This is a genomic window from Streptomyces chryseus (assembly GCF_014650755.1).
Lineage (GTDB): Bacteria > Actinomycetota > Actinomycetes > Streptomycetales > Streptomycetaceae > Streptomyces > Streptomyces chryseus.
Genome location: NZ_BMVO01000009.1, coordinates 153,848 through 180,000, shown reverse-complemented (window position 1 = coordinate 180,000; position 26,153 = coordinate 153,848). Strand labels below are relative to the sequence as shown.

Here is a 26,153-nt window from a genome sequence, read left to right as displayed (position 1 = left end):
CACGAGGGGCTGCACTCGGAGGGGGGTGCAGCCCCTTTTGCCTGCCCGCTCAGCTCTTGGGCGGGACCGTCGGCATCCCGAGGAACGGCAGCCTCAGCGCGCCGAACGCCTCCTTCGGGACCGCGGGCGCCTTCGGCTCGACCGCCGCGAGGCGCTCGTACGCCGCGCCCTGCGCCGGGCGCACGTCCGGCTCGCCCTTGTTGGGCCAGTACGACATGGCACGCTCCGCCTGCGCGGTGATGGTCAGCGACGGGTTCACCCCCAGGTTGGCGGAGACCGCCGAGCCGTCGACCACCGAGATGCCCGGGTGCCCGTACAGCCGGTGGTACGGGTCGATGACGCCCTGCTCCGGCGTGGCCCCGATCGGGCAGCCGCCGAGGAAGTGCGCGGTCAGGGGCGTGCCCATGAGCTCACCGACGTTGCTGCCGGCGAAGCCGTTGATCTCCTCGGCGAGGAGCGTCGCCGCCCGCCCCGCCTCGCGGATCTGCTTCGGGTTCGGGGCGCCGTGGCCCTGGCGGGCGGTCAGCAGGCCCTTTCCGATGCCGCTCGGTTTGCGGTACGTCGTCAAGGAGTTGTCCAGCGACTGCATGACCAGGCCGATGATGGTCTTCTCCGACCAGCGGTAGTTGGACAGCGACCGCGCGGTCAGGACCGGGTGCCGGGCGACGTTGCCGAGCCAGCCCAGGGCGCGCGGGAACTTGTCGGCGTACGGCACCTGGAGGATCGACAGGGCGCCCATCGCGTTGGAGCCCCTGCCGTAACGGACCGGCTCGATGTGGGTGCTGTCGTTGGGGTGGATCGACGACGTGATGGCGACGCCCCGGGTGAAGTCCGCCTTTCGGCCCCCGTGCTTCCTGCGGTAGCGGCGGTCGGTGGTCTGCGAACCGACGAGGGCCTCGGAGTTGGTACGGGTCAGTTCGCCGAGCCTCGCCGAGACGCGGGGCAGGTCGCCGCGGTCCTTCATGGTGTGCAGGAGCGTCTGCGTGCCGTACGTACCGGCGGCGACGACGACCCGGCGGGCGCGCAGGGTGCGCGGCGTGGTCCTGCGGCGGGCGTCGGTCGGGACGGTGGCGACGCGGTAGCCGCCGTCGGGGTGCTCGGCGAGGCCGACGACGGAGGTCATGGGGTGGACGACGGCGCCGGCCTTCTCGGCCAGGTAGAGGTAGTTCTCGTTGAGGGTGTTCTTGGCGCCGTGCCGGCAGCCGGTCATGCACTCGCCGCACTCGGTGCAGGCGGTGCGGGACGGTCCGGCGCCGCCGAAGTAGGGGTCGGGAACTTCCCCGCCGGGCCGGGCCGTTGTGCTTCCGTCGGCGTCCTTGCCGTCGCCGTAGAAGACGCCGACCGGTGCCATGTGGAAGCTCCTCCCCACTCCCATGGCCTCGGCGGTCGCCTTCAGGTGCACGTCGGACGGCGTCATGGTCGGGTTCAGGCGCACCCCGAGCATGCGTTTGGCCTGGTCGTAGTACGGGGCGAGCTCGGCCTGCCAGTCGGTGATGTCCGCCCACTGCCGGTCCTGGAAGAAGGGAGCGGGGGGTACGTACAGCGTGTTGGCGTAGTTGAGGGAGCCGCCTCCCACGCCCGCGCCGGCCAGGACCATGACGTTGCCGAGCAGGTGCACGCGCTGGATGCCGAAGAGGCCGAGCGCGGGCGCCCACAGGTAGTTCTTGATGTCCCAGGAGGTCTTGGGCAGGGTCGCGCGGGTGAAGCGGCGGCCCGCTTCGAGCACGCCGACCCGGTAGCCCTTCTCCGTCAGGCGCAGCGCGGAGACGGACCCGCCGAAGCCGGACCCGACCACGATGACGTCGTAGTCGTACGCGGAATCGTCCGCAGCCTCCTGGCTGCGGACAGAGCTCTCCTGTGACATGGCGCTCCTCGTCGGAAAAGCTGGGATCAGCGGAAACGCAGGACCTTGAGTGCCTTCAGGCTGGTGCTCATGAACGCCGCGTACTTCTCGTCGTCCATGCCGAAGGACGGCGCCATCGGGATCAGCCGCTGGTGGGCGACGGTCTGGGCCTCGGTGTACTTGAGGATGCCCTCGGAGCCGTGCCGGCGGCCGAGGCCGGACTCCTTCATGCCGCCCATCGGCGCCTGGACGCTGCCGTAGGCGGGTGCGTAGCCCTCGTTGATGTTGACCGTGCCGGTGCGCAGCCGGGCGGCGACCGCGTGGCCGCGCTTGGCGTCCTTGGTCCACACGCTCGAATTGAGGCCGTACGGCGTGGCGTTGGCCTGCGCGACGACCTCGTCCTCGTCGGTGAACCGGTACAGGGAGACGACCGGGCCGAAGGTCTCCTCGGTGCACACCGCCATCGGCGCCTCGACGCCGTCCAGGATGGTGGGCTCGAAGAAGAGCGGGCCGATGTCGGGGCGGGCGACACCGCCGGCGACGAGCGTGGCGCCCTTGGCGACGGCCTCCTCGACGTGGCGCTTGACGTTCTCCAGCTGCCGCTCGCCGGCGAGCGAGCCCATGTCGGCGCCGTACGCGAGGGAGGCTCCGAGGCGCATCGCCTTCGTACGGGCGGCGAACCGGGCCACGAAGTCGTCGGCGATCGACGCGTGGACGTACAGCCGCTCGATGGAGATGCACAGCTGCCCCGCGGAGGAGAAGCAGGCGCGGACGGCGCCCGCCGCGGCCTTCTCGACGTCGGCGTCCTCCAGGACCAGCATGGCGTTCTTGCCGCCCAGTTCGAGGGACACGCCGATGAGGCGGGCGGCGGCGCCCTGGGCGACCTCGCGGCCGGTGCGGGTGGAGCCGGTGAACGACACGTAGTCGGCGTGCTTGACGATCTCGGGGCCGACGACCGGGCCTTCGCCGAGGACGACCTGGAAGACCTCGGCGGGCAGACCGGCCTCGACGAGGAGGTCGCGGGCCCACAGGGCGGTCAGCGCGGTCTCGGTGTCCGGCTTCATCACGACGGCGTTGCCCGAGACGAAGGCGGGGAGCGCGTCGCCGATCGACAGCTCGAAGGGGTAGTTCCAGGGGGCGATCTGGCCGACGACACCGCGCGGCTGGCGCAGTTCGGTGACCTTGGTCAGGGTCGGGATCGCGCCGGTGCGCCGCTTCGGCTTGAGGTACGACGCTGCCTTGCGCCCGTAGTGGCGGGCGGCTATCGCGACGGCCTGGATCTCCTCGTGAGCGTGCAGCCGGGCCTTGCCGGTCTCCAGCTGGATCAGGTCGAGCACCTCGGCCTGCCGCTCCAGGACGAGGTCGTGGAAGCGGAGCAGGATCGCGGCGCGCCGTCGCACGGGTACGGCCGCCCAGACGGGCTGCGCGGCGCGGGCGCGGTCGAACGCTGTGGCGACGTCCTCGGGGGTGGACTCGGGCAGGTCGGCCAGCTTCTCCCCGGTGAGGGGCGTGTGGTTGGCGGTGCGGCCGGAGCCGACCACGTCCCGCGTGAGCTGGGCGACCACCTCGGGGGTGACCACGTCGGCCGCGGTACGCGCGCCTGCGGGGGCGGCGGCGAGGGGGTTCGTGCCGAGGGCGGCTGCGAGGGCCTGCGAGTCCGTCATGAGGGCGAGAGTAAGCCTCCCGCGAGCCTTTTGGTACCCGTCGGTAATACCTTTTCACCGGCCCCTCCCCACCGCGCCAGTGTTCACTGGCAAATAACGCCTGATCAGGGCCTTGTGCCGACGCTCGCAGCCCGGCTGTGGCCGCCTCAGTCGCGGACGAAGGAGTCGAGGGCGGTGTCGAAGTGCCGCTTGGCGTCGTCCTGGAGGCGGACCGGCGCCGAGACCCACACGTCGTACATCAGACCGCCCTCCTCCCAGCACAGGTCGTACGTGTGCCGGTCCTCGTCGCCCGGCTCGAAACCGTCGCCGACGAACACCCACAGCGCGGCGGCCAGCCCGTTGTGCGTGGTCGGGGTGACCTTGCCGGCGCGGTAGCCGGGGTGGGTCTCGGGGCCCTTCTGGTGCGCCCGCCGCATCGCGCCGAGCGGCCCGCCGGGTACGGGGCTCTGCTGACGTACGCCGATCCTGATGCTCTTGTCCGGCGACAGGTACGCGACCCGGCTGTCGTCGGCCGAGCGGTCGTAGCCCTCGGGAACGGCGAGGGTGAAGCCCGCCGGGTCGCTCACCCTGCGGTAGCCGGGCGGCGGCGTGCGGGCCGCGTCGGACGTGCCGGTCGGGGGCCCTCCGCCGCCGGGCCGCGTCGACACGGTCGAGGTGACCGTGCGGGTGGGCGCGGCGTCCGTGCGGCCGCCCGCCCGGCCGTCGCCGTCGCTCTCGCCGTCCCGCAGGAACAGCGTCGCCGTCGCCGCGCCGGCCCCCGCCATCACGGCGACCAGCACACTGGCGACGAGCGCGCCCCGGACGCCGCCGAACCTGAGCCGCACCGCCCTGGGCACGAGGGGCACGTGGGACTGGGTGGCCGGACAGGGCGGCGCGGTCTCGGGGGCGAGGCCGGTCGCGAGGAACGCGAGCAGCAGCCGTTCGGCCTCGGCCGCGCCGAGTCTGCGCTCCGGATCGCGCTCCAGGAGGCGGCGTACGACGGGCAGCAGCGGGCCCGCGGCGGCCGGCGGCACGATCGGGTCGTGCATGACGGCGCACAGGACGCCGCCCAGGGAGTCGCGGTGGAAGGGCGATTCGCCGCTCACGGCCGTGCACAGCAGCACGCCGAGCGACCACAGGTCGGAGGCCGGGCCGGCGGCGCGGCCCTCCATCCGCTCGGGCGCGGTGTACTCGGGCGAGCCGACGAAGGACCCGGCGTCGGTGATCGTCGTACCGCCGTCGAGCCGGGCGATCCCGAAGTCGGTGAGGACGACCCGGCCGGTGCCCGCCTCCAGCAGCACGTTGTCGGGCTTGAGGTCGCGGTGCAGTACGCCGCGCTCGTGGGCCATGTGCAGCGCGCCGACCAGCGCGAGGCCGATCCGCGCGGCCTCGCGGACGTCGACCGGGCCCTCGGCGGCGATCCGGTCGGCGAGCGAGTCGCCGTCGATCAGCTCCATGATGATGTACGAGAGGCCGGTGCCGGCGTCCTCGACGATGTCGTGCACGACGATCACGTGCGGGTGCACCAGCTGGGCCACGGTCCTGGCCTCGCGCAGCGCGCGCTCGCGCCGCAACCGCGCGTCGGCGGTGGGGACGCCCGGTTCGTCGCCGCCGAAGTGCAGCACCTTGACGGCGACCTGCCGGCCGAGCAGTTCGTCGGTCGCCTGCCACACCGTCCCCATGCCGCCGCGCCCCACCCGGTCGCCCAGACGGTACCGCCCGGCGATCAGGCCGCTGTCGCCCCCTGTTCCGCCGGTCATCGCGTGTGAGTGGTCCACGTCATCTGTCCTGCCCCGCGTCGTGGAGGCCCATGGGCCTGGTCAGCCGCCTGGCACCCGGTAGGCCGCCGTGGCCTGTTCGTAGATCTCGGTGATCTCGTCGCGCTGGGCTTCCGGTCCGATCACCTGGACCACGTGGTACCGGTCGCCGACGATCATCGCGAGGTTGCGCACGTACACATCGCGTCCGCTGCTGTCCTGCCAGGTGAACTGGCCTTCCGCCATGGCCTGCCGGCCCACGTCGATGCGGCGCAGACCGTTCTGGGTCGACCAGGAGGAGTTCCGCACGGCCTGCAGTTCGCGCTCCTTCTTGAGCTGGTAGTCCATCGGGTCGCCGCCGTGCTCCTTGACCGTGTCGCGGCCGGGGACGACCAGCAGCTCGAAGCCGCTGCCCCGGTAACGGACCTGGCCGGCGTCGTTGATCGGCCGGCGCTCCCAGTCCTTGTCGACGGCGATCTGGAATCCCTCGGGGTCCTTGCGCAGCTCGTACCCCTTGGCGAGGTCGGCGGCCGGGCCGGAGGTCTGCGGCTGCTGGGAGCTCGGCGTCCGCCGCGGCGGCGGCTCGGACTCCTCCCCCGAGGAGGGGCCGGGTGTGGCGGGCGCGCCGGTGCTCCGGCCGGCGCCGGCCCGCACGGGGGCACCGCCCCGGCTGCTGTCCTGGCCGCCGTTCTCCTCGCCGGCCTTCGGCATGAAGACCATCGCGTAGACGAGCGCCGCGGTCAGGCCGAGGAGGATCAGGACGAGGAGCGTGCGCCCGAGCGAACGCGGGCCGCCGCGCTGCTTCTTCTGGATCCGCGGCTCCTTGATGCGCGGCTCGCGCGGCGGCCTCGGCTCGCGCGGCTCCCGCTGCTCCGCCTTGCCTCTGGCGGCCCTGGCCTTCTTGTGCCGGTGGCGGCCGTGCACGTCGGACGACGCGCCGCGGCGTCTGCGGACGAGCTCACCGCGACGGCGCACGATGGGCAGTCGCGTGGCGTCCACGGACGGCAGCGGCACGATGTCGGCACCGGCCTCCGGCTCGGGCGCGGACCGTACGAGCGAGCGCAGCCAGCCGCGCAGCTCCTCGAAGTCGGGCCGCTCGGTCGGGTCCTGGCGCAGCAGCGACTCGACGACCGGCCGCAGCGGACCGCACTCCTCGGCGAAGGCGGGCGGCTCGGCGCAGACGAGCTGCACCAGCTCGATGGCGCTCTCCTCCGGGTACGGGGCGTGGCCCTGCACGGTACGGAAGAGGAGCGCGCCGAGGGCCCAGAGGTCGGTCGAGGGGCCGATGGGCGGGGCGAGCTGCCAGTTGCCGTGCACGGACCCGGCCTGCTCGGGCGCCCAGCGTTCGGTGACGGGTCCGACGACGGCGATCCGCGCCTGCCGGGCGCGCTCGGCGGCGAGCGGCGTGGCGGGCCCCCGGAACGGCGGAACCGGCCCGCCCTGGCCTCCTTGCCCACCCGCCACGACCTCTTCCCAGCTCCGGGCGTGGGCCGGGGCGGGCGGCGCCTCCGCTGACGGGTGCGGTCCGCGGCGCAGGCCGTCCGCCCGCATGCCGTCCGCTCGCATCCCGTCGGCCCGCATGCCGTCGCCCGCCGGGGAGCGCGGGACCGCGCCGTGCCAGGTGCCGGCCGGCTCCTGGCGGCGGGGGCGCTCGGCGTGCGGGGGCTGGGCGCGCGGGGGCTCGGGCGCCGGCTCGGGGTCGAGGTCGACGTACGGGCTGATCGCGCGCGGGGCCCCGGCCGACGGGCACTGGGCCGGGACCGCGCCCGTGCCGTCCGGGCGCTGCTCCTCGGTGACCCGGGCCGCCGCGCGGGCTCCGGCACGGTACGCGGCGATGGCCCCGGCGCGCGCCGCGCGCACTTCGGCGGCGGGGTTCTGGCCGGCGGCGGGCAACGCGGTGCGCACGCCGGCGCCGGGAGCGGGCGCGGCGGGACCGCCGTACCGCGCGGGCGCCTCGTGGTCCGGCCCGGCGCCGGGGCTGCCCCAGCTTCCGCCGCTCTCCTCCTCGTCCTGGGCCGGCTCCGCCGGCACCGGCACGGGGGCGTATCCGCAGAGCGCCTCCTCCGCCGCGCCGGCCGCGAGGCCGGTCAGCACGATGCGGCCGTCGTCGCAGACGAGCACGGTGCGGACGGTGATGTTGCGGTGGGTCCAGCCGTGCGCGTGCAGCACCCGCAGGGCGGTCAGCACATCGGCGGCGATCTCCGCCGCCCGGTACGGGTTGAGCGGCTTCTCTGCGAGCAGCGCCGCGAGTGGCCGCGCGGCCACCAGTTCACTCACTATCCACAGCGAGCCGCCCTCGGCGAAGACGTCGAAGACCTGGTCGAGCCGGGGGTGGTCGGGGATCTGCGCGGCGGCCTGGGCCGCCTCGATGGCCCGGCGCACGGCGGGATCGGTCGGCCGCCGGGTCGTGCGCCCGGCCGCGCGCCGCTGCGCCGCCGTCCCGCCGCCCTCGCCGTCCAGGAACTCCGCGTCCACGACCTCGGGTAACGGGACCTGGCGGACCAGCACTTCCTGGCCGCTGTAGGTGTCGAACGCCCTGGTCTCCACCAGTTCGTACGCATCGGAAGGCGGCAGGGGAAGGCGGTAGCGGTCGGCAAGCACCCGACCCGCGTAGTCATCCACGACGCCTCCCCAGAGCGCGCTGTACCTCCGACCCGGTGACCGCACCAAGTCGTCAATTCCGGTCGCGTACGGTCAGTCCACGAGCTCTCACGATACGTGGCCGGACCCGGCCGTGCCGCCGGGTCTCGGCAACCCGGCGGATCCGTACGTCAGTCCTTCGGCTGGAACGTGTCGTGCGCGGTCTTCCGCAGCGTCCGGCACTCCTTGCCGTTCCACTCGTCCGCTTTGCAGGTCACCATGATCGCGTAGCCGCGCTTCGCGTCGACCTTGAAGCCCCTGTTGAGCACGTGAACCCGCATCCCCGCTTCGTCGCGCTCGAACTCCCAGTCGGCGGTGGTGGGGTAGCCGTTGTAGTCGACCGGCCGTATGCCCAGGTGCTTGTAGTTGTCGCTGGCCGCATCTACGCCCGCCATGGCCGCAGCCCAGGCCGCACGCGCGTCGCCACCGGGGCTGTCGGTGAAGTCGACCTGCACGCGCGGATATCCGCCGGCCTTGTTGTATTTGCCGCCGGAGTTCGAGCCCGCTATGCCGTTCCGCGCGAACCCCTTCGGCATCGCCATCGTGAAGTGGAACCGGTCGTCGGTGACCTTCACGTACCCCTCGGGCAGTCCGCCGTCCTTCGGCGGGTCGTCCGTCTTGGAGTCGTCCGCACCCTGGTCGTCGTCGCCGTCGCCGCCCTTGCCGGCGTCGTCGCCCTGGCCGTCGTCCGGCTTCTTGTCCTGTCCCGGGTCCTGGCTCTGGCTCTTCCCGCCGTCCGTGGCCTTGCCCTGGTCCGCGCCGCCCTTGGCGTCACCGCCGGCGGTCGCGCCGCTCGACGCGGACGTGTCGTCCTTCGGCTTGCCCTGGGTCCCCTCGTCGCCACCGGTCAGCGCGACGGCGAGCACGGTGCCGATCACCGCGAGTGCCGCGACCACCGCCACTATCACCAGCGTGCGGCGCGGTACGACGTCGGTGAGCGACGCCCGCTCCGGCGGCCTCGGGCCCACCGGGGGCTGCTGCGAACGCGCCGGGGAGGACTGCTTCTGCTTCGCCGCCTGGGCCGCCGCGGCGTTGCGTACGGACTTCAGCGCCCCGCGCACCCGTTCGCCGGCGGCCGGGCCGTCCGACGCGGCGCCCTTGGCCGGCCGTACCGTGCGGAGCACGTCGTCGGGGACGGGCGGCAGTGCCACCACCCGGGTCGCCTCCAGCGACGGCTCGGGCTCGTCCGTCGTCTCGGACAGGTGGATCACGTCGTTGAGGAGGGCTCGCGCGCCCGCCTCGTCGAGCCGCTGCCCGGGGTCCTTGGCCAGCAGGCCGTAGATGACCTCTTCCAGGGGGCCCGCGTTCTTCGGCGGGTCGAGCGGCTCGGTCATCACGGCCGTGAGGGTCGCGATCGCGGACCCCTTGTCGTACGGCGGTGTGCCCTCGACCGAGGCGTACAGCAGACCGCCCAGCGACCACAGGTCGGCGGCGGGGCCCGGCTTGTGACCACGGGCCCGCTCCGGCGAGATGTACGACGGCGCGCCCACCAGCATGCCGGTCGAGGTGATCGACGGGTCGCCCTCGACCTGCGCGATGCCGAAGTCGGTCAGCACGACCCGGCCGTCCTCGGAGATCAGGACGTTGGACGGCTTCACGTCGCGGTGCAGGATGCCCTGGCGGTGCGCGGCACGCAGTACGTCGAGGATCGCGAGGCCCACCTCGGCGGCCCGTCGCGGCGTCAGCAGGCCGTCCTGGCGCACCACATCGGCGAGCGACTTGCCCTCGATCAGCTCCATGACGATCCACGGCCGGTCGTCCTCGTCGACGACGTCGTAGACGGTCACGGCGCCGTTGCTGCGGATGCGGGCGATCGCCTTCGCCTCACGCAGTGTGCGCGTGATGAGCCGGCGCTTCTCCTCGTCGTCGATGCTCGTGGGGAAGCGCAGTTCCTTCACCGCGACCGTGCGGCCCAGCGTCTCGTCGACCGCGCGCCAGACCGTACCCATGCCGCCCCGGCCGAGCACCTCTCCGAGCCGGTACCGCCCAGCGAGAAGACGCCCCTCGGGGTCCTTGGACTGCTCCGCCTCCGACATGCGTCCCCTCTGCGATCCCTGATCTTCGCCCGCGATGGCTGCGTTCCAGGGTGATGCGGTAACGCGCCCTGGCAGAGCCTTCATTGTCCCTCACCGCGCGACCGATCGTGGTCCCGGGTCGCCGGGGCCTTTCCCCCGGGCGAACAAAACGGACCACGCGCAGGTCACAGCAGTGTCAAGGTGGCTCCACCGAACCTCCCCACCACCCGGCCGAGTTCGCCGCATCACGGCCAGTCACTGGATCGGCGCGATGTCCGGCGCCCCCAGCCGCGCCGCGTCGGCCGTCAGATCGTCCGGCTGGCGCTGCGACTCCCGCTCCGCCTCTACCCGCTTCTCGTAGTGCTCGACCTCCTTCTCGATCTGCCCCTTGTCCCACCCGAGCACCGGCGCCATCAGCTGCGCGCACTCCCGCGCACTGCGTGTACCCCGGTCGAACGTCTCGATGGAGATCCGCGTACGCCGGGTCAGCACGTCGTCCAGGTGCCGCGCCCCCTCGTGGGAGGCGGCGTACACGATCTCGGCGCGCAGGTAGTCGTCCGCCGCGCTCAGCGGGTCGCCGAGCCCCGGGTCGCGGGCGATCAGCTCCAGCAGCTCCTCGGCCAGCGAGCCGTACCGGTTCAACAGGTGCTCCACGCGCACGACATGAAGCCCCGCCCGCGCCGCGATCCGCGCCCGCGCGTTCCACAGGGCCCGGTACCCCTCGGCCCCCGCGAGCGGCACGTCTTCCGTCACGCACTCGGCGACCCGCTGGTCGAGCGCGTGCACGGCCTCGTCCACCGCGTCCTTCGCCATCACGCGGTACGTCGTGTACTTGCCGCCCGCGACCACGACGAGCCCCGGCACCGGGTGCGCCACCGTGTGCTCGCGCGAGAGCTTGCTCGTGGCGTCCGACTCCCCGGCCAGCAGCGGCCGCAGGCCGGCGTACACGCCCTGCACGTCGTCGCGCGTCAGGGGCACCGCCAGTACCGAGTTCACGTGCTCCAGGAGGTAGTCGATGTCCGCGCTGGAGGCCGCCGGGTGGGCCTTGTCGAGGTCCCAGTCGGTGTCGGTCGTGCCCACGATCCAGTGCCGCCCCCATGGGATGACGAACAGCACCGACTTCTCGGTCCGCAGGATCAGACCGGTCGACGAGTGGATCCGGTCCTTCGGGACCACCAGGTGGATGCCCTTGGACGCCCGTACGTGGAACTGCCCGCGCTCGCCGATGAGCGCCTGGGTGTCGTCCGTCCACACCCCGGTCGCGTTGACGACCTGCCTGGCCCTGACCTCGTACTCGCCGCCGCCCTCCAGGTCCCGCACCCGGGCCCCGACGACCCGCTCGCCCTCGCGCAGGAAGCCGACGACACGCGCCCGGTTGGCGACCTGGGCGCCGTACTGCGAGGCCGTGCGCACCAGCGTCGTCACGAAGCGCGCGTCGTCCATCTGGGCGTCGTAGTACTGCAACGCGCCGACCAGGGCGCCCTTCTTCAGCGCGGGCGCCACCCGCAGGGCGCGCTTGCGCGAGAGGTGACGGTGCATCGGCAGGCCGCGCCCGTGCCCGGACGACACCGACATCGCGTCGTACAGCGCGACACCCGACCCGGCGTACCACCGCTCCCATCCCTTGTGCTGGAGCGGGTAGAGGAACGGCACGGGCTTCACCAGGTGGGGCGCGAGGCGCTCCAGCAGCAGTCCGCGTTCCTTCAGCGCCTCGCGCACGAGCGCGAAGTCGAGCATCTCCAGATAGCGCAGCCCGCCGTGGATCAGCTTGCTCGACCGGCTCGACGTGCCCGAGGCCCAGTCGCGCGCCTCGACCAGTCCGGTCGAGAGCCCGCGCGTGACGGCGTCGAGAGCCGTCCCGGCACCGACCACTCCCGCGCCCACCACGAGCACGTCCAGTTCACGCTCGGCCATCGCCGCGAGCGCCTCGGCGCGCTCGGCGGGTCCCAGTGTCGCTGTCCTCACTGCTGCCTCCCGTAGTGGTCGGGTGGCCGGGATCACTCCCCGCCTCCTCGATTCTGTCTGTGCCGCCCGCCTCCGGCCACCGCCTGTGGACAACACTCCCGCACCCCGGCCTCACACAATGCCGCATAACGGTCATATTTACGCTTAGTCTGAAATTGCGCTCGCCCGAACTGTCCACAGGGCTTGCGTGTTGCCTCCCCTCCGGCTATTGGGAAGGACGGCCCACCGCCATGCCCGCAGATCTCGCCGTCATCGGACTCGGCCACCGCGGCCTGCCCCTCGCCCAGGCCGCGGTCGCCTCCGGCATCGACACCATCGGCTTCGACACCGATCCCCGCCGCCTCACGGAGCTCGCCGCCGGGCGCGCCCCGGCCGACGGCTCCCTCACCGCCGCCGACCTGCGCCGCATGCTGGCCGGCGGCTTCCGCACTGTCAGATCCCCGGCCGAACTGGGCCGGGTCCGTACCGCCGTCATCTGTGCCCCCACCCCGCTCGGCGCCGACCGCACGCTCGACCTGAGCCACGTCGGCGACGCCGCCAGGACCCTGGCGGCGCACCTGCGCCCGCACACCACCGTGCTGCTCGAATCGGCCGCATACCCCGGCACCACCGAAGAATTCCTGCGCCCCCTCCTCGAAGAGGGCTCCGGACTGCGCGCGGGACGCGACTTCCACCTCGCCTACTCCCCCAGTCGGGTGAATCCGGGCAGCAGGCTGCACGGTTACGCCAACACCCCGCAGGTCATCGGCGGCCTCACGCCCGCCTGCACCGAATCGGCCGCCGCCTTCTACGGGCGGCTCACCGACAAGGTGGTGCGGGCGCGCGGACCGCGCGAGGCCGAGACCGTCGGCGTACTCGAAACGAACTACCGGCACGTCAACATCGCCCTGGTCAACGAGATGGCCGTGCTCTGCCACGACCTGGGCGTCGATCTGTGGGACGTCATCCGCTGCGCCGAGACCAAGCCCTTCGGCTTCCAGGCGTTCCGCCCGGGCCCGGGCGTCGGCGGCCACGGCGTACCGGTCGACCCCAACTACATCCCGCACAGCAGTGGGACCCCCGGCCACCCCTTGCGCATGGTCGGGCTCGCCCAGGAGATCAACGACCGCATGCCGCAGTACGTGATCCAGCGTTGCGCCACGCTCCTCAACGAGCACGGGAAATCCGCGCGCGGCGCCCGCGTCCTGCTGCTCGGCGTCACCTACAAGCCGGACCTCGCCGACCAGCAGGGCTCCCCCGCCCCGGAGATCGCCACCCGGCTGATGGACCTGGGTGCCCAGGTCGGCTACCACGACCCGCACGTCCCCGACTGGCGCGTGCGCGACGTACCGGTCCCGCGCGTCGACTCCCTGTACGAGGCGGCGGCCAACGCGGACCTGACCGTGCTCCTGCAGAACCACCGGACGTACGACCTCCAGGCCCTCGCGGTGAAGGCCCAGCTCCTCCTCGACACGCGCGGGGCGTCCCCGACGGGGGCGACCCACCGGCTCTGAGCATCCCGGCGCCCGGAATCCACGGGTGCTCTCTCGTACGGCACTGCTAGCGTTCGGCGTCACTCGTCGCACGTCCGTGCGCATCCACGGTGCACCACATCCCTTGGGGGGGATCTTCACCATGAGCCAGTCCGTGCCGCCGCCTCCGCCCGGCAACCCGTTCGCCGACCACGCCTACCCGCAGGCCCCCGCCCCCGCCCCGGTGCGCGACAACGTCGGCCTCGGCGTCGCCGCCGCCTTCGCCGCCGCGCTCGTCACCGCCGGCATCTACGGCGGCATCATCGGCGCCACCGAGTACCAGATCGGCTACGCGGCGGTCGGCGTCGGCTACCTCATCGGCCTGGCGGCAGGGAAGGCCGGGGGCGCCAACCCCGCCCTGCCGGTGGTCGCCGCGATCCTCTCGCTGGGCGCGGTGTACTTCGGCCAGCTCCTGGGCCTCGCGATCGCCGCCTCGGACCTGCTCCACGTCACCGTGACGGAGCTGCTCTTCCAGCGGTTCGAGTTCCTGACCTCGCTGTGGAAGGAGGACGCCGGCCCGATGACCTTCCTCTTCCTCGCGATAGGCGCCTACGCCTCCTTCGCGGCCGCGAAGAAGTCCGCCGCCTGAGCGCCCTTTTCACCCGCTCCCACCCGTACGAGAAACAAGAAGAGAACCACACATCGTGTCCAGCACTCCGCCGCTGTCGCGGCCGGTGTTCGACCCGTTCGCACACCACCCGTCCCTCGCGACACTGCGCACCGCGTGCCACGCGAGGGACTGGGGAACGGTCTCGGACTTCTTCGCCGCCCTCGGTGACGAGGACGAACGCGCCTACGCCTCGTCCGTCGTCGCCGACCTCCCCGGCAGCGAGCACCTCCTGGAGCAGGCCTCGGCCGCCCACCCCGGCGACCCGCTGCCCAGGACCCTCCTCGCCGACCGTTACATCCGCATCGGCTGGTCCATCCGAAGCAACGCCCGCGCCAGCAAGGTCTCCGAGGCGCAGTTCGGCCAGTTCCACAGCTGGCTGCGCCGCGCGGAGGGCCTGCTGATCGAGGTCTGCGCCGAGCATCCGGCGTACGCCCTGGCCTGGTGCCACCGTGTGACCACCGCTCGCGGCCTCCAACTCGGCGCGAGCGAGGCGCGCCGCCGCTACGACCGCCTCGCCGAACACCACCCGCACCACTACGCCGCCCAGGCCAAGCTCCTCCAGCAGCTCTGCCCCAAGTGGGGCGGCTCCTGGGAGGCGGCCGAGGGCTTCGCCCGGGCGTGCGCCGCCGACGCGCCGCCCGGCGGCAACAACGGTGCGCTCGTCGCCGAAGTGCACATGGAGCGCTGGCTCGACCTCGACGAAGGTCCGGACGCCGCCCACATGTCCGCCCACGCCGTACGTGACGAGCTGCTCGCCGCGGCCCGACGGTCCGTACTCCATCCCGAGTACCGGCCGGGGTTCCACTGGGTCACCGCACACGGCCACTTCGCCGCCGCCCTCTCCCTCGGCCGCCACCACGCCGAGGCCGCCCCGCACTTCCGGGCCCTGGGCAACATGGCCGGCACGTTCCCCTGGACCTACCTCGGCGACCAGGAAGCCGCCTTCATCAAGCACCGCAAGACCGCACTGGCAAAGGGCTGACCCATGGCCGAAGGCATCATCGAAACCGAGGTCGACGGCATCCGCACGGTTCTCGCGCACCGTCCCGGACCCGTCACCGCCGGCCTCCTCTTCCGGGTCGGCCGCGCCGACGAGACCCTCGCCACCAGCGGCATCACCCATCTGGTCGAGCATCTGGCGCTGCACGGGCACGGCATGAGCGACCTGCACTACAACGGCGCCACCGCCGGAACCCACACCCACTTCCACGTCCAGGGTGGCGACGACGAGATCGTCGAGTACCTCAACGGGGTCTGCGCGTCCCTGCGCGATCTGCCGCTGCACCGGCTGGAGACGGAGAAGGAGATCCTGCGCACGGAGGCCGCCGGGCGCGGCGCGGGACCGCAGCACGACATGGCCCTGTGGCGTTACGGCGCCCAGGGACACGGCCTGACCAGCTACCAGGAGCTGGGCCTGCGGCGGGCCGACGCGACCGCTGTGAGCGACTGGGCCCGTACGCGCTTCACCCGCGAGAACGCCGTCCTGTGGATCACCAGCGGCACCCTCCCCGAAGGTCTGGATCTGCGGCTCCCGTCGGGTTCGTGGCAGCCGCTGCCGCCCGTCACCTCCGCGCTGCCGCGCACCCCCGCGTACATCAAGGGGGACGACGGAGTGGTCGTCCTCGACGCGGTGGTACGCCGCTCCACCGCCGCGAGCGTCTTCTCCGCCGTGCTCGGCAAGGCGCTCTTCCGCGATCTGCGGCAGAAGGGCGGCTACTCGTACACCGCCGAGAGCGACTACACCCCGCGCGACGCGGAGTTCGCGACCATCACCGCGGTGGCCGACTCCCTGCCCGCCAAGCAGGACGCGGTCGTCGGCGGATTCGTCGACGTTCTGGCGGCACTGCGGGTGGGACGTATCGAGCAGGCGGACCTCGACGCGGCGCGCACCGCCGTGCTGAAGCAGTACGAGATACCCGACCTGGCCGCCGCGAAGCTTCCCTCGTACGCGCTCGGGCTGCTCACCCGTCACCCCGTCCAGTCCGACGAGGAGCACATCGCCGAGCTGCGGGCGCTCACCGTCGCGGACCTGCATGCCGTCGCCCGCGAGGTCAGCGCGAACGCACTGCTCAAGGTGCCCGGCGGCGAGGCCGACTGGGCCGGGTACGTCGCCGCCCCCAGCGACTCCGCCGAGCTCCTGACCGGCAGCCGGCACGCGTACCTGGCCGACGACACGGCCGCTCTGCTGATCGCGCCCGAGGGCGTCAGCCTGACCTCGCCGGGCAACCGGGTCACGGTGCGGTACGCCGAGTGCGCGGTGATGCTCGCATACCCGGACGGTGGCCGGCATCTGATCGGCAACGACGGTTTCTCGCTGTCCGTCGAGCCGACGCTGTACCGGATGGACGCGGCGGACCTGGCCCGCATCGACGCGGGCGTGCCACCGCACGCGGTCGTCCCGATGCCGCCGCGCGATCCGCAGCGCATCCCGGGTCCGCCGCCGGAGCGGGACCGCGAGGGCCGGAAGGACAGGGCCCGGGTCCACGCCACACCCGCATCCCCTGGATCACCGGCGTCCATGTGGGTCTTCGGCGTCCTGGCGTTCCTGTGGGGCCTGGTCGCCCTGGTGGCGACGTCCGAGGAGTTCGACAGCACGCTCTACGCGGCGCCCGACTGGGCCTTCGTCGTGTTCCTGTGGCTCCTGGAGGCAGGACTGCTGTTCCCGGTGGTCACCGCCTTGCGACGGCGTCGCCGCGTCGCCTGAGCACGGTCGTGCGAAGGGGCCCGGACCACGCACGGTGGTCCGGGCCCCTTCACCCACGTACGCGAAAGCGTCAGCGCTTGTGCTCGGCCGGGGAGACCGTCACCTCGACGCGCTGGAACTCCTTGAGCTCGCTGTAGCCCGTGGTCGCCATCGAGCGGCGCAGCGCGCCGAAGAGGTTCATCGAACCGTCCGGGGTGTGCGACGGGCCGAGGAGGATCTCCTCCGTCGTGCCGACCGCGCCCAGGTCCATGCGCTTTCCGCGCGGTACGTCCTCGTGGACGGCCTCCATGCCCCAGTGGTGGCCGCGGCCGGGCGCGTCCGTCGCGCGGGCCAGCGGGGAGCCCATCATCACGGCGTCCGCGCCGCAGGCGATGGCCTTCGGCAGGTCGCCGGACCAGCCCACGCCGCCGTCGGCGATGACGTGCACGTACCGGCCGCCGGACTCGTCCATGTAGTCGCGGCGGGCCGCGGCCACGTCGGCGACGGCGGTGGCCATCGGGACCTGGATGCCCAGCACGTTGCGCGTGGTGTGCGCGGCGCCGCCGCCGAAGCCGACGAGGACACCGGCCGCGCCGGTGCGCATCAGGTGCAGCGCGGCGGTGTACGTCGCGCAGCCGCCCACGATGACCGGGACGTCGAGCTCGTAGATGAACTGCTTGAGGTTCAGCGGCTCGGCGGCGCCCGACACGTGCTCGGCGGAGACCGTGGTCCCGCGGATCACGAAGATGTCGACACCGGCGTCCACGACGGCCTTGGAGAACTCGGCCGTACGCTGCGGCGACAGGGCGGCGGCGGTGACGACGCCCGAGTCGCGCACCTCCTTGATGCGCTGCCCGATCAGGTCCGCCTTGATGGGGGCGGCGTAGATCTCCTGGAGGCGGCGGGTCGCGGTCTCGTCGTCGAGCTCCGCGATCTCCTGGAGCAGCGGCTCCGGGTCCTCGTACCGCGTCCACAGACCTTCGAGGTTCAGTACGCCCAGACCGCCCAGCTCGCCGATGCGGATGGCGGTCTGCGGCGAGACGACGGAGTCCATCGGAGCGGCCAGGAACGGCAGCTCGAAACGATAGGCGTCGATCTGCCAGGCGATCGAGACCTCCTTCGGGTCCCGGGTGCGCCGGCTCGGCACGATGGCGATGTCGTCGAACGCGTACGCCCTGCGGCCGCGCTTGCCGCGCCCGATCTCGATCTCAGTCACGTGTGTGGCCTTTCCCTCTTGGTATGCCGTTCCAGTATCGCCGACACACACGCGAGGGGCGGCCCCGGGAATCTCCGGGGCCGCCCCTCAGCGTGTACGTGGGAGGTTACTTCCTGCTGTAGTTCGGCGCCTCGACCGTCATCTGGATGTCGTGCGGGTGGCTCTCCTTGAGGCCCGCCGAGGTGATCCGTACGAACCGGCCGTTCTGCTGAAGCTCCGGAATCGTCCGGCCGCCGACATAGAACATCGACTGACGCAGGCCGCCCGCGAGCTGGTGCACGACGGCGGACAGCGGACCCCGGTAGGGCACCTGGCCCTCGATGCCCTCGGGCACGAGCTTGTCGTCGGCGCCGACGCCCTCCTGGAAGTACCGGTCCTTGGAGTACGACCTGGCCTGGCCGCGGGACTGCATGGCGCCGAGCGAGCCCATGCCGCGGTACGACTTGAACTGCTTGCCGTTGATGAAGAGGAGCTCGCCGGGCGACTCCTCGCAGCCCGCGAGCAGCGAGCCGAGCATCACGGTGTCGGCGCCCGCCACGATCGCCTTGGCGATGTCGCCGGAGTACTGGAGGCCGCCGTCGCCGATGACCGGCACGCCGGCCGCCTTCGCGGCGAGCGAGGCCTCGTAGATCGCGGTGACCTGCGGTACGCCGATGCCGGCGACGACGCGGGTCGTGCAGATGGAGCCGGGGCCGACGCCGACCTTGATGCCGTCGCAGCCGGCGTCGATGAGCGCCTGGGCGCCGTCGCGGGTGGCGACGTTGCCGCCGATGACGTCGACCGCGGAGTTGGACTTGATCTTGGCGACCATGTCGCCGACCAGGCGCGAGTGTCCGTGCGCGGTGTCGACGACGATGAAGTCGACACCCGCCTCGATGAGCGCCTGGGCACGGTCGTACGCGTCACCGGCGACACCCACGGCCGCGCCGACGAGCAGTCGGCCCTCGGCGTCCTTGGCGGCGTTCGGGTACTTCTCGGCCTTGACGAAGTCCTTGACCGTGATGAGGCCCTTGAGGATGCCCGCGTCGTCGACCAGCGGAAGCTTCTCGATCTTGTGGCGGCGCAGCAGCTGCACCGCGTCGACGCGGGAGATGCCGACCTTGCCCGTGACGAGCGGCATCGGCGTCATGATCTCGCGGACCTGGCGGGAGCGGTCCGTCTCGAAGGCCATGTCGCGGTTGGTGACGATGCCGAGCAGCTTGCCCGCCGGGTCGGTCACCGGCACGCCGCTGATGCGGAACTTGGCGCAGAGCTCGTCGGCCTCGCCGAGCGTGGTGTCCGGGCGCACGGTGATCGGGTCGGTCACCATGCCGGACTCGGAGCGCTTGACGAGGTCGACCTGGTTCGCCTGGTCGGCGATCGAGAGGTTCCGGTGCAGCACGCCGACGCCGCCCTGGCGGGCCATGGCGATGGCCATGCGCGACTCGGTGACCTTGTCCATCGCGGCGGAGAGCAGCGGGACGTTCACCCGGACGTTCTTGGAGATGTACGAGGAGGTGTCGATCTGGTCGGGCGCCATGTCCGACGCGCCGGGCAGCAGCAGCACGTCGTCGTAGGTCAGCCCGAGCATCGCGAACTTCTCGGGCACTCCATCGACGTTGGCAGTCATGCCTGACACCTTCCCAAATGGTCTTGCTCGGCGCGGATGTCCATGCTAACGGGATAGCGGGGTGTCTCATTCCACGAGCAAGATCACCTGGCGAGTTTGTACGTTCACACGGACACCGGGGGCTCCGTGCGGCGCGGCTACTGTCCGGCGAGGGCGCGCAGGCGGCTGAGCGCGCGGTGCTGCGCGACCCGCACGGCACCGGGCGACATGCCCAGCATCTGGCCGGTCTCCTCGGCGGTCAGCCCGACGGCGACCCGCAGCACGAGCAGCTCGCGCTGCGCCTGGGGAAGATTGGCCAGAAGTTTCTTCGCCCACTCGGCGTCGCTGCTCAGCAGCGCCCGCTCCTCGGGGCCCAGCGAGTCGTCGGGCCGCTCCGGCATCTCGTCGGACGGCACGGCGGTCGATCCGGGGTGGCGCATCGCGGCGCGCTGGAGGTCGGCGACCTTGTGGGCGGCGATGGCGAACACGAACGCCTCGAAGGGCCGGCCGGTGTCCTTGTAGCGGGGCAGCGCCATCAGCACCGCGACGCAGACCTCCTGCGCCAGGTCCTCGACGAAGTGACGGGCATCACCGGGCAGCCGGTTCAGCCGGGTGCGGCAGTAGCGCAGGGCCAGCGGGTGGACCCGGGCCAGCAGGTCGTGCGTCGCCTGCTCGTCGCCCTCGACAGCACGGCGGACGAGTGCACCGATCACCGTCGTCTCGTCGTCGCGCATCGGTCCATGGTGCCTTGGCGCCGAGGCATCCGCGGCACCACGCCCGTAGTTGTGCACCGAAGCGTTATGAGCAGGTACGCCGGAACTCATCCTCTGAGCCCTCCCCTCCCGCTCGACCGAATCGTCCCCGAGGAACTCCACCCCTCAAGGATGCGGCATCGGCGGCGGAAAGGGGCACGGGCGTCCGCCACCCCGCCCGCCGGAGGGCGGACGGGGATCGAGACACCCGCGCGGGAGCGCACCGGCCGGTCCTATCGGACCAGGCCCCAGCGGAACCCGAGCGCGACCGCGTGCGCCCGGTCCGAGGCGCCGAGTTTCTTGAAGAGCCGCCGGGCGTGTGTCTTGACCGTGTCCTCCGAGAGGAAGAGCTCCCGGCCGATCTCCGCGTTGGAGCGTCCGTGGCTCATGCCTTCGAGCACCTGGATCTCGCGCGCCGTGAGCGTCGGGGCCGCACCCATCTCCGCGGACCGGAGCCGGCGCGGGGCGAGCCGCCAGGTCGGGTCGGCGAGCGCCTGGGTGACGGTCGCCCGCAGTTCGGCGCGCGAGGCGTCCTTGTGCAGGTAGCCGCGGGCGCCGGCGGCGACCGCGAGCGCGACGCCGTCCAGGTCCTCGGCGACCGTGAGCATGATGATCCGGGCGCCGGGGTCCGCGGAGAGCAGCCGGCGCACGGTCTCGACGCCGCCCAGGCCGGGCATGCGTACGTCCATCAGAATCAGGTCCGAGCGGTCGGCACCCCAGCGGCGGAGGACTTCCTCGCCGTTGGCCGCCGTCGTCACGCGCTCGACACCGGGCACGGTCGCGACCGCGCGGCGGAGCGCCTCTCGGGCAAGCGGGGAGTCGTCGCAGACGAGGACCGATGTCATGACTGTCCTCCGCGGCTCTCACAGCTGCTGCGCGTCACCTTGAGCCTCCAGGCTGGTACATATTTCGTCACCTGTGCGATTGACGCTCTCGGACACTTGCCCGATCGCTTGTACTTTCAACCGCCTCGCACTCTCAACGACGGTCACTCGAAAGAGTTACGGGTCGGACGGGCGCCATCGGCACTCTACGTGAGGGCCTGGTCGCACAGAAGCGCATCGAGGGTCGCCATGCCAAGTAAGTAAAGGTATGCCCCATTTAGCGGCTTTTCTTCCGTTTTGCTGGTGTCTGTGGCTAGATTCGCAATGAGTCATATTTACATCTACTTCCACAAGTAGACGCCGCCTCACGGTCCAGACGCTCTCGATGCATCGACGCAAGGGGACAAGCAATGGCAGATTTCTCCCGCCTTCCCGGACCCAATGCCGACCTGTGGGACTGGCAGCTGCTCGCGGCGTGCCGCGGGGTGGACAGCTCGCTCTTCTTTCATCCGGAGGGAGAGCGGGGCGCGGCGCGAAGTGCGCGTGAGAACTCGGCTAAGGAGGTCTGCATGAGGTGCCCGGTACGCGCCGAGTGCGCGGCGCACGCCCTGGCGGTGCGTGAGCCCTACGGCGTGTGGGGCGGCCTGACCGAGGACGAGCGCGAGGAGCTGATGGGCCGCGCCCGCACCCGCCTCATCGCGGCGTCGTCGGGGCCCGCCGGGACGCCTGACCCCTGAACCTCTGAAGGAACGTTTCTGCATCACAGGGCGGGTCCATGTCACCCGGAGGGCCTGCCTCACACGGCGCACGGCCCCTCCGCGCAACGCCCCGCCGCTCAGCGAGCCGCGGCCAGTGCCAGCTGGTCGAGCGTGGCCGCGACCGCCGGCACCTGCGCGAGGTCCGGGAGCGTGAGCGCCACGATCTCGCGCCGCACGGCGGGCTCCACCGCCACGGTGCGCGCACCCTTCGGGCGTACCGACTCCATCGCCAGCTCGGGCAGGACCGCCACCCCCATCCCGGCGCCGACCAGGCCGATCACGGCGGGATAGTCGTCGGTCGCGAAGTCGATGCGGGGCGTGAAGCCCGCGCTCTCGCACACCTCCACCAACTGCCTGCGGCAGCGCGGGCAGCCGGCGATCCACGGTTCGTCGGCGAGTTCTCCGATGCCGACCTGACCGGCGTCCGCGAGCCGGTGCCCCTCGGGGACCAGGCCGACGAGGCGATCGGTCAGCAGCGGGCGTACGACCAGGTCGTCCCAGTCCTCGGCGGCCCCGCCCGGCCCGTACCGGAAGGCGAGCGCCACGTCGCAGTCGCCCTCGCGCAGCATCTCGACCGAGCGCGGGGGCTCCGCGTCGACCAGGGAGACCCGGGTGCCGGGGTGGGCGGCGCGGAGGGCGGCCAGCGCGGTGGGGACGAGGGTGGAGCTGCCGCTGGGGAACGACACCAGCCGGACGCGGCCGGCGCGCAGCCCCGCGATGGCGGCGACCTCCTCCTCGGCGGCGGTCAGCCCGGCGAGGATGCCTGCGGCGTGCCGGACGAGGACCTCGCCCGCCTGCGTGAGGCGCATCTCGCGGCCGGTACGGATGAGGAGGGGAGTGCCCGCGGACTGTTCGAGGGCCTTCATCTGCTGACTGACGGCGGGCTGGGTGCAGCCGAGTTCGCGCGCGGCGGCGGAGAAGGAGCCGGTGGCGGCGACTGCGCGCAGGACGCGGAGATGACGGGCTTCGATCACACTCCGAGCATAAGCGACGCTTGGATGTGATGCGGAATAATGGCGAGCGACTTTGATTCACGGCCGGTTAGCGTTCGGCCATGAAGCTTTTGACCGTGAATCTGGGCCGCGCCGAGGCGGTCGGCTGGACCGACGCCCCGAGCGGCACGACCGGCATCCACAAGCGTCCGGCCGACGGGCCCGTACGGGTGGTGGCGCCCGGTCCCAAGGGGGTCGGCGCGAGCGGTCTCGTGGGGGACGCGGTGTGCGACACGCGCCATCACGGAGGGGACGACCAGGCGGTGTACGCCTTCGCCCGCGAGGACCTCGACGGCTGGGAGCGCGAGCTCGGACGCACGCTGGCCAACGGGGCGTTCGGGGAGAACCTCACCACCCTCGGCCTCGACGTGAACGGCGCGCTGATCGGTGAACGCTGGCGGATCGGGGCCGACTTGGTCCTGGAGGTGACGTGCGGCCGCATTCCCTGCCGTACGTTCGCGGACTCCCTCGGTGAGAAGGGCTGGGTCCGGCGCTTCACGCGGCGGGCCGCGCCCGGGGCGTACCTGCGGGTGATCGAGCCCGGTGAGATACGGGCGGGCGACGCGGTCGAGATCGTGCACCGCCCCTCCCACGACGTGACGGTGAACGTGCAGTTCCGGTCGGAGACGACGGAGCGCGAGCTGCTGCCGCGGGTTCTCGCGGCCGGTGACGCGCTGCACCCGGAGGCGCTGGCGGCCGCGCGCAAGTACGTCACCCGACAGTCATCGGCCGCGAAGCCTGGCGGGCGCCCGGGATCCGCGGGGCACTAACGTGCCCCGCATGACGACTGCACTGATTACAGGAGCGACAGCGGGCATCGGCGCCGCCTTCGCCCGGCGCCTCGCCACCGACGGGCACAACCTGGTGCTGGTGGCCCGCGACACCAAGCGGCTCCAGGAGCAGGCGACAGAGCTGCACGACCTGCACGGCATCGAGGCGGAGGTGCTGACCGCCGACCTGTCGACGGAGGCCGGCATCGCGTCGGTCGAGGCGCGGCTCGCGGACCGCAGGCATCCGGTGGATCTGCTGGTCAACAACGCCGGCTTCGGCAACAAGGGGCGCTTCCTCGAAGTGTCCATGGCCGACGAGCTGACCATGCTGAAGGTGCACTGCGAGGCGGTCCTGCGGCTGACGGCCGCCGCCACGGCGGGGATGAAGGAGCGGGGGCGCGGCGGCGTCGTCAACGTCGCGTCGGTCGCGGCCTTCGTGCCGCGCGGGACGTACGGCGCCTCGAAGGCGTGGGTCGTGCAGTTCACGCAGGGCGCGGCGCGGGACCTGGCGGGGAGCGGAGTGCGGCTGATGGCGCTGTGCCCGGGCTTCGTGCGGACGGAGTTCCACGAGCGGGCCGGGATGGGGACGGACAACATCCCGGGCTGGATGTGGCTCGACGCGGACAAGCTGGTGGCCGCGGCGATGGGCGACCTGGCGCGCGGGAAGACGGTGTCGGTGCCGGACCCCCGGTACAAGGCGCTGATGGGCGCGGTGAAGCTGGCGCCGCGCGGGCTGCTGGGAGGGATCTCCTCGAAGACCGGCCGCAAGTACGGGCCTCAGTAGTCCAGGGACAGCCGGGTGGCCGGGCCGTCCGCCCAGGTGACGTGCACGGTGCGGCCGGTGACCCGGACGTCGGCGAGCGTGGCGACCGGCGCCGGGCCGGGTTCGGCGGTCAGCGAGGCGAGGGCGACGAAGAGCGAGTCGCCCGCCGTGGTGTGTCCGTCGAGCGCGGCGGTACGGGTGCGGGGCGCGGCCAGGGTCGAGCCGGTCGGCGCGTCGTGCGCGCCGGTGTAGCCGTGGACCGGGTGCAGTTGGGCGGTCAGCCGGCCCTCGGCCGGGTGGAGCGGGTCGGCCGGCTCGGCGTCGGTGGCCCAGCCGGTCTGGCGTACGGGCGTGCCCTCGGGCGCGCCGGTGACGAGGTGGGCGCGCAGTTCGGCGCGGCCGTGGGCGGCGGTGGCGGACACCACGCGGACGCCGGGCGCGGGCGTGTGCGCGGAGGCGGCCCGGCCGGGGCCGTTGTCCAGCGGCCGGGCGGGGCCGCGCCGGGTCCAGGCGCCGTCGATGAGCAGCGCGAAGTGGTTGTCGGCGCTGTCGTGGGTGGGTCCGGTGCGGGTGGAGTAGGCGAAGCGGGCGTAGCCGGGGTCGTCGTCCGGGCCGACGTGGTTGCTGCCGTGGTTGTGCAGGCGTACGAGACCGTCGGCCACCGTGGACTGGATCAGCAGGTTGGGCGGGCCGAGGGTGGTGACGGCGTCGCCCCTCTCCACCGGCAGCGGCTCTTCGGGGTCCGTCCAGACCGGGTGGCCGGCGGGGAGCAGCAGGCCGAGGAAGCCCTTGGACGCCCAGTAGGGGGAGGCGGGGCCCGAGTAGCTCTGGAGGACCGGGGCGTACGGGCCGTGCCAGCCCGGCGTCAGCAGCCCCCGGTCGTCGACGGCGCCGCGGTCGAGGAAGTACCGCAGGGTGCCGGTGGCCAGGCGGCGGGTGGCGCCGGGGGTGAGCGGGGTGTGGCCGGTGAGCGCGCCGAGCCAGGGGGCGGCCGCGGCGGCGAAGCGGTAGGTGAGGGAGCGGCCGTACGGCATGGGGGCGCCGTTGGCGTCGAACATCCGGGTGTGGGCTTCGAGTTGGGCGTGCAGGCGGGGGCCGTAGCGGTCGAGGAGGTCCCGGTCGCCGGCGAGGTGGGCGTGCAGGACCGGATAGAAGTGCAGGGCCCAGGGGTTGTAGTGGTCGAAGGCGCGGTTCGGGCCGTCGCTGTACCAGCCGTCGCCCAGGTGCCATTCCTCGACGCGGGCGAGGGAGCGGTCGATCGTGGCCCGGGCGCGGTCCGTCTCGATGCCGGCGTCCTGGAGGAATCCGGCGACGGTGAGGCCGAAGAGCCACCAGTTGTTGTCGACGGGGGACGGGCCGAGGGCGGGCAGCAGCCAGTCGACGGCGCGGGCGCGGGTGCGTTCGTCGAGGGTGTCCCACAGCCAGGGGCGGGTGAGGCGCAGGGCGAGGGCGAGGGAGGCGGATTCGACGACGGCCTGGCGCACGTCGGCCATCAGCGGCCATGACTCGGGCGCTTCGGTGGTCAACTCGCGGTCGGGGACCGGGTTCTCGGTGCCGGCGGCGAGCCCTTCCGCGTAGCGGGCGAGGTGGCCCAGCGGGTCGTGGCCGCCCGCGCCCGCTACCCGCAGGGCGGCGAGCAGGAACGTACGGGCGAAGCCTTCGAGGCCGTCGGAGCGCGGACCGGAGCGACTGGGGCGGGAGCCGGGCAGGTTGATCAGGGCGCGGCGCGGGGTCGCGTAGGGGCGTACGGCCAGCAGGAGCTGGTCGGCGGTCGCCGCCCAGTCGTCGCGGTTCCCGAACGGCATGATGCTCCCCTGGGTGCT

19 protein-coding genes are annotated in these 26,153 nt (G+C 72.5%); 7 read left to right on the top strand and 12 right to left on the bottom strand.

Annotated elements, in window-relative coordinates; translation table 11 throughout:
• Positions 1–49: 49 nt before the first annotated feature.
• The 6 genes from IE185_RS16765 to IE185_RS16740 all read right to left on the bottom strand — a co-directional run bounded on the left by IE185_RS16765 (position 50) and on the right by IE185_RS16740 (position 11,863).
• Positions 50–1,864, bottom strand: a complete 1,815-nt coding sequence (locus IE185_RS16765) for a GMC oxidoreductase (protein WP_138898265.1) — start codon at positions 1,862–1,864, stop codon at positions 50–52.
• Positions 1,865–1,890: 26 nt separating this feature from the next.
• Positions 1,891–3,507: a succinic semialdehyde dehydrogenase gene (locus IE185_RS16760; protein WP_138898264.1), complete on the bottom strand. Its 1,617-nt coding sequence runs from the start codon at positions 3,505–3,507 to the stop codon at positions 1,891–1,893.
• A gap of 146 nt (positions 3,508–3,653) precedes the next feature.
• Positions 3,654–5,246 (bottom strand): serine/threonine-protein kinase, encoded by a 1,593-nt coding sequence (locus tag IE185_RS16755; RefSeq protein ID WP_138909124.1) that lies wholly within the window; start codon positions 5,244–5,246, stop codon positions 3,654–3,656.
• Between the two features lie 60 nt (positions 5,247–5,306).
• Positions 5,307–7,865, bottom strand: coding sequence for a serine/threonine kinase C-terminal domain-containing protein (locus tag IE185_RS16750; RefSeq protein WP_189715416.1), 2,559 nt, complete (start codon positions 7,863–7,865; stop codon positions 5,307–5,309).
• A 149-nt stretch (positions 7,866–8,014) separates the two neighbouring features.
• Positions 8,015–9,919, bottom strand: coding sequence for a serine/threonine-protein kinase (locus tag IE185_RS16745; RefSeq protein ID WP_138897760.1), 1,905 nt, complete (start codon positions 9,917–9,919; stop codon positions 8,015–8,017).
• A gap of 234 nt (positions 9,920–10,153) precedes the next feature.
• The gene (locus tag IE185_RS16740) at positions 10,154–11,863 is read right to left on the bottom strand and encodes a glycerol-3-phosphate dehydrogenase/oxidase (protein WP_138897759.1); all 1,710 of its coding nucleotides are present in this window, start codon (positions 11,861–11,863) and stop codon (positions 10,154–10,156) included.
• Between the two features lie 230 nt (positions 11,864–12,093).
• On the opposite strand from IE185_RS16740, the gene IE185_RS16735 reads away from it, so the two are divergent.
• The 4 genes from IE185_RS16735 to IE185_RS16720 all read left to right on the top strand — a co-directional run bounded on the left by IE185_RS16735 (position 12,094) and on the right by IE185_RS16720 (position 16,688).
• Positions 12,094–13,356 carry a nucleotide sugar dehydrogenase gene (locus IE185_RS16735; RefSeq protein WP_138897758.1) on the top strand — a complete coding sequence of 421 codons (1,263 nt, stop codon included), beginning with the start codon at positions 12,094–12,096 and terminating at the stop codon, positions 13,354–13,356.
• Between the two features lie 121 nt (positions 13,357–13,477).
• Entirely contained in the window at positions 13,478–13,963 is a 486-nt protein-coding gene (locus IE185_RS16730) for a hypothetical protein (protein ID WP_189715415.1), read from the top strand.
• A gap of 55 nt (positions 13,964–14,018) precedes the next feature.
• A complete protein-coding gene (locus IE185_RS16725; protein ID WP_229843548.1) occupies positions 14,019–14,966 on the top strand; it encodes a hypothetical protein in 948 nt (315 codons plus the stop codon).
• A 3-nt stretch (positions 14,967–14,969) separates the two neighbouring features.
• Positions 14,970–16,688 carry a peptidase M16 family protein gene (locus IE185_RS16720; protein ID WP_138896201.1) on the top strand — a complete coding sequence of 573 codons (1,719 nt, stop codon included), beginning with the start codon at positions 14,970–14,972 and terminating at the stop codon, positions 16,686–16,688.
• 70 nt (positions 16,689–16,758) lie between these two features.
• Here IE185_RS16720 and IE185_RS16715 read toward each other — a convergent pair whose 3' ends face one another.
• The 4 genes from IE185_RS16715 to IE185_RS16700 all read right to left on the bottom strand — a co-directional run bounded on the left by IE185_RS16715 (position 16,759) and on the right by IE185_RS16700 (position 21,068).
• Complete coding sequence (locus tag IE185_RS16715) at positions 16,759–17,883, bottom strand: GuaB3 family IMP dehydrogenase-related protein (protein WP_028812319.1); 1,125 nt, start codon at positions 17,881–17,883, stop codon at positions 16,759–16,761.
• A gap of 106 nt (positions 17,884–17,989) precedes the next feature.
• Entirely contained in the window at positions 17,990–19,492 is a 1,503-nt protein-coding gene (guaB, locus tag IE185_RS16710; RefSeq protein WP_138896200.1) for an IMP dehydrogenase, read from the bottom strand.
• A gap of 137 nt (positions 19,493–19,629) precedes the next feature.
• Positions 19,630–20,205 carry a sigma-70 family RNA polymerase sigma factor gene (locus IE185_RS16705; RefSeq protein ID WP_138896199.1) on the bottom strand — a complete coding sequence of 192 codons (576 nt, stop codon included), beginning with the start codon at positions 20,203–20,205 and terminating at the stop codon, positions 19,630–19,632.
• A gap of 251 nt (positions 20,206–20,456) precedes the next feature.
• Positions 20,457–21,068 (bottom strand): response regulator transcription factor, encoded by a 612-nt coding sequence (locus tag IE185_RS16700; RefSeq protein ID WP_003948568.1) that lies wholly within the window; start codon positions 21,066–21,068, stop codon positions 20,457–20,459.
• A 389-nt stretch (positions 21,069–21,457) separates the two neighbouring features.
• On the opposite strand from IE185_RS16700, the gene IE185_RS16695 reads away from it, so the two are divergent.
• Positions 21,458–21,784, top strand: coding sequence for a WhiB family transcriptional regulator (locus IE185_RS16695; RefSeq protein WP_138896198.1), 327 nt, complete (start codon positions 21,458–21,460; stop codon positions 21,782–21,784).
• Positions 21,785–21,882: 98 nt separating this feature from the next.
• Here IE185_RS16695 and IE185_RS16690 read toward each other — a convergent pair whose 3' ends face one another.
• Positions 21,883–22,779 carry a LysR family transcriptional regulator gene (locus tag IE185_RS16690; RefSeq protein ID WP_138896197.1) on the bottom strand — a complete coding sequence of 299 codons (897 nt, stop codon included), beginning with the start codon at positions 22,777–22,779 and terminating at the stop codon, positions 21,883–21,885.
• An 80-nt stretch (positions 22,780–22,859) separates the two neighbouring features.
• Between IE185_RS16690 and IE185_RS16685 the strand changes: the two genes are divergently transcribed.
• Positions 22,860–23,567 carry an MOSC domain-containing protein gene (locus IE185_RS16685; protein WP_138896196.1) on the top strand — a complete coding sequence of 236 codons (708 nt, stop codon included), beginning with the start codon at positions 22,860–22,862 and terminating at the stop codon, positions 23,565–23,567.
• A 10-nt stretch (positions 23,568–23,577) separates the two neighbouring features.
• Positions 23,578–24,351 carry an SDR family NAD(P)-dependent oxidoreductase gene (locus tag IE185_RS16680; RefSeq protein ID WP_138896195.1) on the top strand — a complete coding sequence of 258 codons (774 nt, stop codon included), beginning with the start codon at positions 23,578–23,580 and terminating at the stop codon, positions 24,349–24,351.
• Here the strand turns inward: IE185_RS16680 and IE185_RS16675 are convergent.
• On the bottom strand, positions 24,345–26,135 hold the full coding sequence (locus IE185_RS16675) for a DUF2264 domain-containing protein (protein WP_189715411.1): 1,791 nt from the start codon (positions 26,133–26,135) through the stop codon (positions 24,345–24,347). The genes IE185_RS16680 and IE185_RS16675 overlap by 7 nt on opposite strands.
• Positions 26,136–26,153 lie beyond the last annotated feature (18 nt).

Excerpts from the sequence above, each read along its gene's own strand:
- IE185_RS16765 (WP_138898265.1), bottom strand. The coding sequence starts at position 1,864 with ATGTCACAGGAGAGCTCTGTCCGCAGCCAGGAGGCTGCGGACGATTCC.
- IE185_RS16760 (WP_138898264.1), bottom strand. The coding sequence starts at position 3,507 with ATGACGGACTCGCAGGCCCTCGCAGCCGCCCTCGGCACGAACCCCCTC.
- IE185_RS16755 (WP_138909124.1), bottom strand. The coding sequence starts at position 5,246 with ATGACCGGCGGAACAGGGGGCGACAGCGGCCTGATCGCCGGGCGGTAC.
- IE185_RS16745 (WP_138897760.1), bottom strand. The coding sequence starts at position 9,919 with ATGTCGGAGGCGGAGCAGTCCAAGGACCCCGAGGGGCGTCTTCTCGCT.
- IE185_RS16735 (WP_138897758.1), top strand. The coding sequence starts at position 12,094 with ATGCCCGCAGATCTCGCCGTCATCGGACTCGGCCACCGCGGCCTGCCC.
- IE185_RS16730 (WP_189715415.1), top strand. The coding sequence starts at position 13,478 with ATGAGCCAGTCCGTGCCGCCGCCTCCGCCCGGCAACCCGTTCGCCGAC.
- IE185_RS16720 (WP_138896201.1), top strand. The coding sequence starts at position 14,970 with ATGGCCGAAGGCATCATCGAAACCGAGGTCGACGGCATCCGCACGGTT.
- guaB (WP_138896200.1), bottom strand. The coding sequence starts at position 19,492 with ATGACTGCCAACGTCGATGGAGTGCCCGAGAAGTTCGCGATGCTCGGG.
- IE185_RS16705 (WP_138896199.1), bottom strand. The coding sequence starts at position 20,205 with ATGCGCGACGACGAGACGACGGTGATCGGTGCACTCGTCCGCCGTGCT.
- IE185_RS16700 (WP_003948568.1), bottom strand. The coding sequence starts at position 21,068 with ATGACATCGGTCCTCGTCTGCGACGACTCCCCGCTTGCCCGAGAGGCG.
- IE185_RS16695 (WP_138896198.1), top strand. The coding sequence starts at position 21,458 with ATGGCAGATTTCTCCCGCCTTCCCGGACCCAATGCCGACCTGTGGGAC.
- IE185_RS16685 (WP_138896196.1), top strand. The coding sequence starts at position 22,860 with ATGAAGCTTTTGACCGTGAATCTGGGCCGCGCCGAGGCGGTCGGCTGG.
- IE185_RS16680 (WP_138896195.1), top strand. The coding sequence starts at position 23,578 with ATGACGACTGCACTGATTACAGGAGCGACAGCGGGCATCGGCGCCGCC.
- IE185_RS16675 (WP_189715411.1), bottom strand. The coding sequence starts at position 26,135 with ATGCCGTTCGGGAACCGCGACGACTGGGCGGCGACCGCCGACCAGCTC.